This window comes from Mycobacterium bohemicum DSM 44277, from assembly GCF_001053185.1.
Lineage (GTDB): Bacteria > Actinomycetota > Actinomycetes > Mycobacteriales > Mycobacteriaceae > Mycobacterium > Mycobacterium bohemicum.
In genome coordinates this window covers 56,269-67,983 of sequence record NZ_CSTD01000007.1, presented here as the reverse complement: position 1 = coordinate 67,983, position 11,715 = coordinate 56,269, and the positions used below count along the sequence as shown (strand labels likewise).

Genomic DNA, 11,715 nt, shown 5'->3' with positions numbered 1-11,715 from the left:
CCGTGTCACGCGAAGACGTCACAATCGGCATCGACGTCGGCAGCACCTCGGTCAAGGCGGTGGCCGCCGACGCCGACGGCCGCGTGACGGCGCGGGTGCGCATCCCGCACCGGTTGCGGGTCCCGGCCCCCGACCGGCTGGAGCACGACGCCGACGAGGCGTGGCGGCGCGGCCCCCTGGCGGCGCTGGCGCAACTGGACCGCCCGGGGGCGCGGGCGGTGGCCGTCTCGGCGATGGTGCCGTCGCTGACCGCTGTTGACGCCGAGGGCAGGCCGATCACCCCCGGGCTGCTGTACGGCGACGCCCGCGGGCGGGCGGCGGGTGCCGGCGAGCAGTCGCTCCCCGCCCTGGGTGAGGCCGCGGAGTTCCTGCGCTGGACGGCCGCTCAGGCGCCCGGCGCGGCCGGTTACTGGCCGGCGCCCGCCGTCGCCAACCACGCCCTGGCCGGCGAGGCGGTGATGGACGTCGCGACCGCCGCCACGGCCTACCCGCTGTTCGACGGGACGGCCTGGAACCCGGCCGCGTGCGCGGAGCGGGGGGCGGCCGTGGAGCAGATGCCGCGGGTCGCGCCGATCGGGGCGCCGGTCGGGCGGGTGCGCTCCAACGGCGCCCTGTTGGCGTCGGGCGCCATCGACGCGCTGTGCGAACAGATCGTGGCCGGCGCCGACCGCGAGGGCGACGTGCTGGTGCTGTGCGGCACCACGCTCATCGTGTGGACCACCGTCGGCGAGGCCCGCCAGGTGCCCGGCCTGTGGACCATCCCGCACACCGCCCCGGGCAAGAGCCAGATCGGCGGCGCCAGCAACGCGGGCGGGCTGTTCCTCGGCTGGGTCGACCGCGTGGTGGCCCCGGGCGACCCGGGGACGGCCAGCCCCGGCCGGGTCCCGGTGTGGTCGCCGTACATCCGCGGGGAGCGCACCCCGTTCCACGACCCGGACCGCCGCGCGGTGCTCGACGCCCTGGACCTCACCCACGACGGCGCGGCGCTGCGCCGGGCCGCCTTCGAGGCGTCGGGGTTCGTGGTGCGTCAGCTCATCGAGCTCAGCGGGGCGCCGGTGGCGCGCGTCGTCGCGGCCGGGGGCGGCACCCGGGTCGGGCCGTGGATGCAGGCCATCGCCGACGCCACCGGCCGGCCGGTCCAGGTGTCCGGCGTCGCCGAGGGCGCGGCGCTGGGCGCGGCGTTCCTGGCGCGCATCGGGGCCGGTTTGGAGACGACGATCGCCGACGCGGCCCGCTGGGTGCGCACCGAGCGCGTCGTCGAGCCGGACCCGGCGTGGGCGGTCGCGACCGACGAACGCTACCGGCGCTTCCTGGAGCTGGGGAACAAACCATCCGGCGCGCTGCCGTCGGCGGCGTTCTAGTCTGGTGCAATGACTGACCAAGATCGCAAAGCCGCCCGCCGGGAGATCGCAGACGCGTTGCTGAAAGCGCTCGAGCGCCGGCACGAAATCGCCGACGCCGTGGTCGAGTCGGAGAACAAGGCGGCCGCGCTCGAAGCGGTCGCCGCGCTGCTCGAGACGTCCCACGCGGCCGCCGACGCGGTGATGCGGATGTCCTTCGACATGCTCACCAAGGATTCGCGCAGGAAGATCCTCGCCGAGCTGGAGGACCTGAACAAGCAGCTGAGCTTCACCCTCGGCGAGCGCCCGGCCAGCTCGGGGGAGACCCTCGAGCTGCGGCCGTTCTCCGCGGCGGAGGACCGCGACATCTTCGCCGCCCGCACCCAGGAGATCAAAACGGCCGGCGACGGCCGCGGCGGGCCGGCCGGGCGGTTGGAGGACGAGATCAGCGCCGCGCTGCGACGGGTCGACGACGAGGAGGCGGCGTGGTTCGTGGCCGTCGACTCGGGGCAGAAGGTCGGGATGGTGTTCGGCGAGCTGGTGCACGGCGAGGTGGACCTGCGGATCTGGATCCACCCCGAGCACCGTAAGAAGGGCTACGGCACCGCCGCCCTGCGCAAGTCGCGCTCCGAAATGGCGTGGTGCTTCCCCGCCGTGCCGATGGTCGTCCGGGCCCCGGCCGCCAACATCTGACGCGGGCTAGCTCGAGCCCAGCGTGGCCGTGACGGCGATGATGTTGCGGAGCTGGGACTCCTCGTCGTCGGGGAACACCAGGCCGTAATCGGCGAAGAACTCGCGCCGGGGCCGGGTGCTGACCTGCCAGCCGCGCTCGGTCAGGTAGTCGACGACGTTGTTGCGCTCGCCGTCGAAGAACAGCCCGGACAGGTCGATGTCGCAGCCCAGGCCCGCCCACCGCTTGTTGAACTGCTGCGCGCGCTCGCTCATCGTCCGGCCCGAATCGCCGTGGTATTCGGTCGCCAGCTTGCTCCCGGGCGCGCTGAGATCGGTGATTTTGTCGAAGAGCCGGTCCTGCGCCTCGGGCGGCAGGTACATCAGCAGCCCCTCGGCGCTCCAGGCCGTCGGTTGCGTGGTGTCAAAACCGGCGCGCCGCAACGCCTCCGGCCAGTCGTCGCGCAGATCGACGCTGACGGTCCGCCGGTCGGCGGTCGGTTCGGCACCCAGGTTAGCCATGGCCGTCGTCTTGAACTCCACGACCTTGGGCTGATCCACCTCGTACACCACGGTTCCGGGCGGCCAGGCCAGCCGGTAGGCGCGCGCGTCGAGCCCGGCGGCCAGGATCACCGACTGCCGGACGCCGTCGCGGGCGGCGTTGAGGAAGAAGTCGTCGAAGAACCGGGTCCGCACCGCGATCGAATCGGTCTCCAGCTGCAGGTCCCGCTGCCCCGCCTCGGGGTCGTCGGTGACCACCTCGCCGTCGACGAGGCGGCGGAAGAAGTCCAGCCCGACCGCTCGCACCAACGGCGCCGCGAACGGGTCGTCGATGATGGGGTCGGGCCCCTCGCTCGCCATGGCTCGGGCGGCGGCCACCATCGTGGCCGTCGCGCCAACACTGGATGCCAGATCCCAGGTATCTTGATCGGTGCGCGTCATGCACTCCAATTTACTTAGCGAATGCAACGAGGCAACAGAACACGGCCCTTGACCCGGAGTTGGTCGGGCCAGCTGTTAGTCTCGTACACGATTTGACGCGCTGTAGGTTAGACGGGGCCGTACGTCCTGGCCTGCGGGTGTTGGGCGCGTAATGCAGGATGACCCCCGCTGCGCAGGAGGATAGTAGTGCTTTCCGCTTTCATCTCGTCGCTGCGGACAGTCGACCTGAGACGGAAGATCCTGTTCACCCTCGGCATCCTCCTTCTCTACCGGGTCGGCGCCGCGTTGCCGTCGCCCGGCGTCAACTATCCGCACGTCCAGGAGTGCATCAAGGAGGCCAGCGGCGGCGCGGCAGGGCAGATCTATTCGCTGATCAACCTGTTCTCCGGCGGTGCCCTGCTCAAGCTCACGGTGTTCGCCGTGGGGGTGATGCCCTACATCACCGCCAGCATCATCACCCAGCTGCTCACCGTGGTCATCCCGCGGTTCGAGGAGTTGCGCAAAGAAGGCCAGTCCGGCCAGGCCAAGATGACGCAGTACACCCGCTACCTGGCCGTCGCGCTGGCCATCCTGCAGGCCACCAGCATCGTGGCCCTGGCCGCCAACGGCGGCCTGCTGCAGGGCTGTTCGCTGGACATCATCGCCGACCAGAGCATCTTCACGCTGGTGGTCATCGTGATGGTGATGACCGGCGGTGCGGCGCTGGTGATGTGGATGGGCGAGCTGATCACCGAACGCGGCATCGGCAACGGCATGTCGCTGCTGATCTTCGTCGGCATCGCCGCCCGCATCCCCGGCGAGGGCAAGAGCATCCTGGACAGCCGCGGCGGGGTCATCTTCGCCGCGGTCTGCGTGGCGGCGCTGGCCATCATCGTCGGTGTGGTGTTCGTCGAGCAGGGCCAGCGCCGCATCCCGGTGCAATACGCCAAGCGCATGGTCGGCCGCCGCATGTACGGCGGAACCTCGACGTACCTGCCGCTGAAGGTCAACCAGGCCGGCGTCATCCCGGTGATCTTCGCGTCGTCGCTGATCTACATCCCGCACCTGATCACCCAGCTCGTCCGCAGCGGCAGCGGCGGCGTGGGCAACAGCTGGTGGGACAAATTCGTCGGCACCTACCTGTCCGACCCGAGCGATCCGGTGTACATCAGCATCTATTTCGGGCTGATCATCTTCTTCACGTACTTCTATGTGTCGGTGACGTTCAATCCCGACGAGCGTGCCGACGAGATGAAGAAGTTCGGCGGCTTCATCCCCGGCATCCGGCCGGGCAAGCCCACCGCCGACTACCTGCGTTATGTGCTGAGCCGGATCACCCTGCCGGGCTCGATTTACCTGGGCGCCATCGCCGTATTGCCGAACCTTTTCCTGCAAATCGGCAATGGCGGAACGGTCCAGAATTTGCCGTTCGGCGGTACGGCGGTTTTGATCATGATTGGCGTCGGTTTGGATACGGTCAAACAGATCGAGAGTCAGCTCATGCAGCGCAACTATGAAGGGTTCCTCAAGTGAGAGTCGTTCTGCTGGGGCCACCGGGGGCAGGCAAGGGGACGCAGGCCCAGAAGCTCTCCGAGAAGCTGGGGATCCCGCAGATCTCCACCGGGGAACTGTTCCGGAGCAACATCGAGAACGGCACCAAGCTCGGTCTGGAGGCGAAGCGTTACCTGGACGCCGGTGACCTGGTGCCCTCCGACCTGACCAATCAGCTCGTCGACGACCGGCTGGACGACCCCGACGCGGTCAACGGCTTCATCCTGGACGGGTATCCGCGTTCGCTGGAACAGGCCAAGGCCCTGCACGAGATGCTCGGGCGGCGCGGCACCGACATCGACGCGGTCGTCGAATTCCGCGTCTCCGAGGACGAGCTGCTGCAGCGGCTCAAGGGCCGCGGCCGCGCCGACGACACCGACGACGTCATCCTCAACCGGATGAAGGTCTACCGCGACGAGACGGCGCCGCTGCTGGAGTACTACAGCGACGAGCTGAAGACGGTCGACGCCGTGGGCAGCGTCGACGAGGTGTTCGCCCGCGCGCTGCAAGCGCTGGGCAAGTAACCGTGGGGGCGCTGACCCGCCTGCGCGGCCGCAGGGTCGTGCCGCAGCGCAGCACTGCGGGCCGTGCGGGCGGCCGCGGTGGCCGGGGCGTCGACGCTGAGCCTCGACGAGATCGCCGAGTCCGTGATCCGCGAGGCCGGCGCCATCCCGTCGTTCCTGGGCTATCACGGCTACCCGGCGTCGATCTGCGCATCGGTCAACGACCGAATCGTGCACGGCATCCCGTCCGCGGCGGAGATCCTGGCGCCGGGGGACCTGGTCTCCATCGACTGCGGCGCAGTGCTGGACGGCTGGCACGGCGACGCCGCGATCACCTTCGGGGTCGGGTCCCTGGATCCGGCCGATGAGGCGCTCTCGGACGCGACCAGGGCTTCGCTGGAAGCCGGGATCGCCGCGATGGTCGCCGGAAACCGGCTGACGGACGTGGCGCACGCCATCGAGACGGGTACGCGCGCCGCCGAGCAGCGCTACGGCCGCTCGTTCGGCATCGTGGAGGGCTACGGCGGGCACGGCATCGGTCGGCAGATGCACATGGACCCGTTTTTGCCCAACGAGGGCTCCCCGGGCCGCGGCCCGCTGCTGGCCCCCGGTTCGGTGCTGGCCATCGAGCCGATGCTGACCCTCGGGACGCGCAAGAGCGTGGTGCTCGACGACCGGTGGACGGTCACCACCGCCGACGGGTCCCGCGCGGCCCACTGGGAGCACACCGTCGCCGTCACCGACGCCGGCCCGCGCATACTGACCCTGGATCAGCCCTGAACTAAACGCCCGATCCGCTCGTTTCAGTAAGCGGAGGTGATCCTGTGACCCGTGTGACCGGCACCGCGGGGCCGTCCAGGGGGGCGTCCAGGGCGGCTGAAGCCGCGCTGATGAAGGCGCTCTACGACGAGCACGCCGGGGTCCTGTGGCGCTACGCGCTGCGGCTGACCGGCGACCGGAGCCAATCCGAGGACGTGGTCCAGGAGACGCTGCTGCGGGCGTGGCAGCACCCCGAGGTCATCGGCGACACCCAGAGGTCGGCGCGGGCCTGGCTGTTCACCGTCGCCCGCAACATGATCATCGACGACCGGCGCAGCGCGCGCTTCCGCAACGTCGTCGGCTCGACGGACGAAGAGGGAGCGCCGGAGCAGTCGACGCCGGACGAGGTCAACGCGACGCTGGACCGGATGCTCATCGCCGATGCGGTGGCCCAGTTGTCGGCCGAGCATCGCGCCGTGATCGAGCGGTCGTATTACCGTGGATGGACCACCGCCCAGATCGCCGCGGACCTGCAGATCGCCGAGGGAACAGTGAAGTCGCGACTACATTACGCCGTGCGCGCGTTACGGCTGACTCTCCAGGAACTGGGAGTCACGCGATGACCGGCCGCGAACGCTTGAAGGGTGACCAGAGATGAGCGACATGAGGACACCGGTGACGGGTTTCGGCCCGCCGGGTGACCCCTACGCGACGTGGGACGCCGCCTACGTGCTGGGGTCCCTGTCCGCGGCCGAGCGCCGCGAGTTCGAGGAGCACATGGCCGCCTGCCCGGCGTGCCGGGAGTCGGTCGCCGACCTGAGCGGCGTCCCGGCGCTGCTGTCACGGCTGGACCGTGCGGAAGTGGCCGCGATGAGCGGGGAGCCCCCTCTCACCCCGGAGCTCTCCCCGGACCTGTTGCCCGCGCTGTTGGCGGCGGTGCGGCCGCACCCGGGCCGCGGCGTGGCTCGGCGCGGCGGCGGTCGTGCTGGGAGTCGGCGTGTTCGTCGGGGTCCAGGCCTACTCGTCGGCGCCCGCCCACCAGGTGAGCGCCTCCTCGCAGCCGATGGCGCAGGTCGGCACCACCCTGCTGACCTCGACCGTGCAGGTCAGCAGCCAGAACTGGGGAACGTCGATCAACCTGAACTGCGTGTGCCTGGCCCCGCTGAACGCGCACCACGACACGCTGGCCATGGTCGTGGTCGGGCGCGACGGCAGTCAGACCCGATTGGCGACCTGGGTGGCCGAGCCGGGCCACAGCGCGTCGCCCGCCGGCAGTATCTCGATGCCGGTGGACCAGATCGCCGCGGTGCAGGTGGTGGCCGCCGACAGCGGACAGGTCTTGCTGCAGCGCTCGCTGTGAGCCGCTGAGGGGATCAGTCGCAGCCCATCCAGCGGTGGAACAGGCCCTGCGGGTCGTAGACCGAGCGGACCTTGTCGAGGCGCTTCATGTTCGCCTCGGTGGCGAATCTCGCCGGCCGGCGGCCCAGGTTCTCGTCGGCCAGCGAGATCCCGGTCGCCAGCTCCGACATCGCCGCCATCCGCTCGCTCGTCCAGTCGCAGTATCGGTCGTCGTCGGCCGGGTCCTGCCATGCCGTGTAGAGCGCCAGGTAGAACTCGTCCTCCAGGCCGTACACCATGTCCGCGCGGTGCGGGGACGGCTTCCAGCCCGTGACCAGCAGCTGCGACGGGTGCGACGGCATCGTGTCGATGATGCTGCGGATTCCGGGCAGCAGGTCGGCGGCGGGCGCCGAGGTGAACATGTTGTCGGTGCTGTACCGGTACCCCTGCGGGTAGTTGCCCATCACCGCGGCATACCAGTTGGCCAAAGTCGTTGGCGCGTAAGGCAGGCTGGTGATCGACCGATCGACCACCGGGCAGCCGCCCAGGGCGGCAAGGGCTTTGGTGGCCTCCTGCTCGGTATCGGCGAAGACCGGCGACGCGATCGCGATGACCGGGTGGTCGATGCCGGCGGCCGGGACCCCGCGCGTGGTGCTGATCTGCAACTCGACCCGGTCGTCCAGTTCGGGACCGATCGACAGCGCCCAGCCGAACACCTCGTCGGCCACCTCGGCCGGGTACAGATACAGGCACGTACCCAAGACGTTGGGGCGCTGGTGGATTCGCACCGTGAAGGAGATGACCACCGCGAAGAAGCCCGGTCCCGAGCCGCGCGCGGCCCAGTACAGATCGGCGTCGTGCTCGGGGTCGCAATAGATCCGCTCGCCGTCGGCGGTGACCACCTCGAGGCCGAGCACGCTTTCGCACGCCGTCCCGAGAACCTTGCCGTTCCAGCCGTATCCGCCCTGCAGCAGGTACCCGCCCAGGCCGATCCCCGCGCAGTGGCCGGCGGGGAAGAACAGGCCCTGGGCGTCGAGTTCGAGCGCGAAGTCGCTGGCCGCCTTGCCTGGGCCGACGGTCGCGACCATCGCCTCGGCGTCGACGCTGCAGTGGTCGATGTTGGCGACGTCGATCAGCATTCCCCCGTCGCGCAGGTGGCTCGCGGTCCAGCTGCGCCCGCCCGAGCACACCCCGACGCGGTGGCCGTTCGCCCGCGCGTGGTGCAGGGCGGCCACTACGTCATCCGCTTCGGACGCCCGCACGATCACGTCCGGAAAGCGTTCGGGCACAAGGCCGTTCCACACGGTGCGGCGGCGAGCGGCTTCGTATCCGGGCGCGCCGCGGAAGAAGGTTCGTTCGGCGGGAAGTGCGGGCATGGGTTCGCCTTTCTAGGTCGAGAGGTACGCGGCGGCCCGATCGGCCAGCCGCGTGGCGTTGCGCCGGATCGCGCGCAGCGGGGCGCTGGGCGGTATGCCGTAGCCGATCGCGAACATTCCGTCGCGAAGGTGCCCGGCGAATCCGGCCCGCGGGTTGCCCCGGTCATCGAGCACGCCGAGATGGCCGACCACGCCGTCGAGATCGGTGGCGAAGCCGGTTGCGGCGACGATCGCCTGCGGCGCGACCGAGGCGTCGTCGGCCAGGATCACGCGGGAGGATTCGACCGCCCGCACCGCGGGCTCGCTTCGGCCCCGTATTCGGCCCGCTGTCGGCGGGCCGGTGATTACCACGCACAGGAAAGGCCCCCATCCACGGTCCTCCTCGGGACACGGACCGGGCCGGCGTGCGGTTCATTGAACCCCCCGGCGCGGACCACCGTCATAGCAGGGGGGAGGCGCGAGATGGATGGCATTTCCAGCGCGGGCGTGGGGGGCATCTCCAGTGCTCGCGCGCTGCCGGCCGACGGACACGAGGTCACGGTGTTCGAGCGACGCCCGTACGTGCGGGCGACCGGCGCCGCGGTGACGATGTGGCCCAACGGCGCAACGGTTTTGGACCGCCCCGGCGTGGACACCGGCGACGCCTACATGCTGAAGAACATCGTCCACGACTGGCCCGGCGACAGGGCGGTGCGCATCCTGCGCAACGTCCGCGCATCGGCGCCGCCCGGGGCGGCCGTGCTGCTGGTCGAGATGGTGATCGGGATCTGCTGCGCCAGGCGGGATTCCGGACAACCCGGGTCGTACACACCGCATCGCCGTTGAGCGTCATCGCGGCCAGGGCCGGGCGGCAGGCTGCAATTTCGTTGGCATTGAACCAGTCCCGCGCCCCGGCCGTATATCACATATGGCGAGCAAGCACCGGGTGGTCGACCACATCGTCGAGTACCTCGCCGCCGTGGGGGTGGACTACGTGTTCGGCGTCGACGGCGCCAACATCGAAGACCTCTACGACGCAGCGCATTTCCACTCCGATATCACGGCGGTGCTGGCCAAGCACGAGTTCTCCGCGGCCGCGATGGCCGACGGGTACAGCCGCGGCGGCGCCGGCCTCGGCGTCGTGGCGGCCACGTCCGGCGGGGGAGCGCTTAATCTCGTTCCAGGCCTTGGGGAGTCGTTCGCCAGCCGGGTGCCGGTTCTGGCGTTGGTTGGTCAGCCGCCCACCGGTATGGACGGCCGCGGCAGCTTCCAGGACACCAGCGGCCGCAACGGCTCGCTGAATGCCGAGGCGCTGTTCGCCGAGGTGTCGGTGTATTGCCGGCGGGTGCTAAACCCCGCCGACATCGTCTCGGCGTTGCCCGCCGCGATCGCGGCCGCCAAGGCGGGTGGTCCCGCTGTGTTATTGCTGCCCAAGGACATCCAACAGTCCGAGGTGCCCGCCGGTGCCGACGCCGGCCCCGGCCCCGAGCGGGCGCGTTCCATGGGCGACCCGCATCCGATCGTTCGCGCGCTGCGCCGGGCCGTCGGCCCGGTGACGATCATCGCCGGCGAGCAGGTGGCCCGCGACGACGCCCGCGCCGAGCTGGCGGCGCTGCGCGCGGTGCTGCGCGCACGTGTCGCGTGCGTCCCCGACGCCAAGGACGTCGCCGGCACACCGGGATTCGGGTCGTCGTCGGCGCTGGGCGTCACCGGCGTCATGGGGCACCCGAGTGTGCCGGAGGCGGTGGCCGGCAGCGCGCTGTGTGTGTTGGTGGGCACCCGGCTGCCGGTGACCGCGCGCGCCGGTCTCGACGGTGCGTTGTCGGCGGCGCGCACGGTTTCGCTCGGCTCCGCGCCGCCGTATGTCGCCTGCACGCACGTGCACACCGACGACCTTCGCGCGTCGCTGCGGATGCTGACCGGCGCGCTGACCTCCGCTCGCCCCACCGGCGTCCGGGTGCCCGACGCGGTGCCGCGCAGCGAGCTCACGCCACCGCAATTCGCCGGCCAGGGCGTGCGCTACCGCGACGCCATGGCCGCGCTGGACAGGGCGCTGCCCGCGGGCGTGGACATCGTCGTCGACGCCGGCAATACCGGTGCGGCGGCGATTCACCACCTGCCCGCGCGCCGCGGGGGCCGGTTCCTGGTCGCCCTGGGCATGGGCGGCATGGGCTACAGCTTCGGCGCCGGCCTCGGAATGGCGTTCGGCCGCAGGAAGGATCGGACGCCGAACAAACGCGTGGTGGTGATCGCCGGGGACGGCGCCTTCTTCATGCACGGCATGGAGGTGCACACCGCCGTGCAGTACAAGCTCCCCGTGACGTTCGTGCTGTTCAACAACAACGCCCACGCCATGTGCGTGACGCGTGAGCAGCTCTATTACGACGACCTCTACAGCTACAACCGCTTTGCCCCCAGCCGGCTGGGCGCCGGCCTGGCCGCGATGCTGCCCGGGTTGCGCTCCGTCGACGTCAGCGACGTGGGCGGCTTGACGACGGCCTTGCGCGCGTCGTTCGGCGTCGAGGGTCCGTCGGTGCTGAGCGTCGAATGCTCGGCGGACGAAATGCCGCCGTTCGCACCGTTTCTCGCCGAGGTAGGAAAAGCTGCCGAAGTAACAACAATGAAGGAGAACCGCACTGATGTCCCTGCAAGCGCTTGACGAGATTCCCGGGGTGGTGCGGATCGAGACCGCTCCCCTGGAGGAAACGGCACCGATGTTCATGGCGAAGATGCGTTCGGTGTACCCGCACGACGAGGTCTTCGGCCAGTACTGCACGGTCAGCGACTATGTCGACTGCCCGCCCGACGAGTTGTTCGCGTACCTGGCGCACACCGAAAGCCTCGAGGAATGGACCTATACCCTGCGGGACTTCACGCCCACCGACGAGCCCGGGCTGTGGCTGGCCTATGACCGGCTGCTGCCGGCGACCAAGATCTTCACGCGCACGCGGTCCAACGCCGAGGCGCGCACCGTCGACTACCACTGCGCGTGGGACCAGGGCTCACACCTGTGGATGATCTACCTGATGCGGGTCCTCGACGCGCAGGAGGTGTTGGACAAGCCGGGTTCGGTTGTGCTGTGGACCAATTGCCGCCACCCGTTCTACGACCACAACCCGTATCCCAAGGCGGCCCCGGAGGGTCGCACCGGGTGGGTCGGCGACTTCTGGGACCTCTTCGGCGCCGGTCACGGGCTGGAGCTGAACAACCTCAAGACGATCGCCGAGTACCGCCACCGCAACGGCCTGCCCGTCACCCCGGCGTGGATGAGCTGAGGCA

The 11,715-nt window shown here is 70.1% G+C and carries 11 protein-coding genes and 2 pseudogenes; 10 read left to right on the top strand and 3 right to left on the bottom strand.

The features are described from left to right. The first annotated feature begins 2 nt into the window (after positions 1-2). A complete protein-coding gene (locus tag BN971_RS23480; protein WP_085179473.1) occupies positions 3-1,361 on the top strand; it encodes a xylulokinase in 1,359 nt (452 codons plus the stop codon). Positions 1,362-1,370: 9 nt separating this feature from the next. After that, the gene (locus tag BN971_RS23475) at positions 1,371-2,033 is read left to right on the top strand and encodes a GNAT family N-acetyltransferase (protein ID WP_085179162.1); all 663 of its coding nucleotides are present in this window, start codon (positions 1,371-1,373) and stop codon (positions 2,031-2,033) included. 6 nt (positions 2,034-2,039) lie between these two features. On the opposite strand, the gene BN971_RS23470 is transcribed toward BN971_RS23475, so the two are convergent. Beyond that, positions 2,040-2,951, bottom strand: a complete 912-nt coding sequence (locus BN971_RS23470; protein ID WP_085179161.1) for a class I SAM-dependent methyltransferase — start codon at positions 2,949-2,951, stop codon at positions 2,040-2,042. Positions 2,952-3,137: 186 nt separating this feature from the next. On the opposite strand from BN971_RS23470, the gene secY reads away from it, so the two are divergent. From secY to BN971_RS23445, 5 genes and pseudogenes are all read left to right on the top strand, one after another. After that, positions 3,138-4,463, top strand: a complete 1,326-nt coding sequence (secY, locus tag BN971_RS23465) for a preprotein translocase subunit SecY (protein ID WP_085179160.1) — start codon at positions 3,138-3,140, stop codon at positions 4,461-4,463. Further along, positions 4,460-5,005: an adenylate kinase gene (locus BN971_RS23460; protein ID WP_085179159.1), complete on the top strand. Its 546-nt coding sequence runs from the start codon at positions 4,460-4,462 to the stop codon at positions 5,003-5,005. The genes secY and BN971_RS23460 overlap by 4 nt, the downstream gene beginning before the upstream one ends. Positions 5,006-5,023: 18 nt before the next feature. Further along, positions 5,024-5,764 (top strand): annotated as a pseudogene (gene map, locus BN971_RS23455) (type I methionyl aminopeptidase); the annotation flags it as partial. A 44-nt stretch (positions 5,765-5,808) separates the two neighbouring features. After that, the gene (locus BN971_RS23450) at positions 5,809-6,366 is read left to right on the top strand and encodes a sigma-70 family RNA polymerase sigma factor (RefSeq protein ID WP_085179157.1); all 558 of its coding nucleotides are present in this window, start codon (positions 5,809-5,811) and stop codon (positions 6,364-6,366) included. Between the two features lie 31 nt (positions 6,367-6,397). Further along, positions 6,398-7,103, top strand: a pseudogene (locus tag BN971_RS23445) (anti-sigma factor family protein). A gap of 13 nt (positions 7,104-7,116) precedes the next feature. On the opposite strand, the gene BN971_RS23440 reads toward BN971_RS23445, so the two are convergent. Further along, a complete protein-coding gene (locus tag BN971_RS23440) occupies positions 7,117-8,457 on the bottom strand; it encodes an FAD-binding oxidoreductase (protein WP_085179155.1) in 1,341 nt (446 codons plus the stop codon). Positions 8,458-8,469: 12 nt separating this feature from the next. Then, the gene (locus BN971_RS23435) at positions 8,470-8,751 is read right to left on the bottom strand and encodes a hypothetical protein (protein WP_085179154.1); all 282 of its coding nucleotides are present in this window, start codon (positions 8,749-8,751) and stop codon (positions 8,470-8,472) included. A gap of 168 nt (positions 8,752-8,919) precedes the next feature. Between BN971_RS23435 and BN971_RS26815 the strand changes: the two genes are divergently transcribed. The 3 genes from BN971_RS26815 to BN971_RS23420 all read left to right on the top strand — a co-directional run bounded on the left by BN971_RS26815 (position 8,920) and on the right by BN971_RS23420 (position 11,711). After that, positions 8,920-9,282, top strand: coding sequence for a methyltransferase (locus tag BN971_RS26815; RefSeq protein ID WP_085179153.1), 363 nt, complete (start codon positions 8,920-8,922; stop codon positions 9,280-9,282). An 82-nt stretch (positions 9,283-9,364) separates the two neighbouring features. Then, positions 9,365-11,095 carry a thiamine pyrophosphate-binding protein gene (locus BN971_RS23425; protein ID WP_085179152.1) on the top strand — a complete coding sequence of 577 codons (1,731 nt, stop codon included), beginning with the start codon at positions 9,365-9,367 and terminating at the stop codon, positions 11,093-11,095. Next, positions 11,076-11,711: an SRPBCC family protein gene (locus BN971_RS23420; RefSeq protein ID WP_085179151.1), complete on the top strand. Its 636-nt coding sequence runs from the start codon at positions 11,076-11,078 to the stop codon at positions 11,709-11,711. The genes BN971_RS23425 and BN971_RS23420 overlap by 20 nt, the downstream gene beginning before the upstream one ends. Positions 11,712-11,715: the final 4 nt, after the last annotated feature.

Coding starts and splice junctions, on each gene's coding strand:
- BN971_RS23475 (WP_085179162.1), top strand. CDS start 1,371: ATGACTGACCAAGATCGCAAAGCCGCCCGCCGGGAGATCGCAGACGCG.
- BN971_RS23470 (WP_085179161.1), bottom strand. CDS start 2,951: ATGACGCGCACCGATCAAGATACCTGGGATCTGGCATCCAGTGTTGGC.
- BN971_RS23440 (WP_085179155.1), bottom strand. CDS start 8,457: ATGCCCGCACTTCCCGCCGAACGAACCTTCTTCCGCGGCGCGCCCGGA.
- BN971_RS26815 (WP_085179153.1), top strand. CDS start 8,920: ATGGATGGCATTTCCAGCGCGGGCGTGGGGGGCATCTCCAGTGCTCGC.
- BN971_RS23425 (WP_085179152.1), top strand. CDS start 9,365: ATGGCGAGCAAGCACCGGGTGGTCGACCACATCGTCGAGTACCTCGCC.
- BN971_RS23420 (WP_085179151.1), top strand. CDS start 11,076: ATGTCCCTGCAAGCGCTTGACGAGATTCCCGGGGTGGTGCGGATCGAG.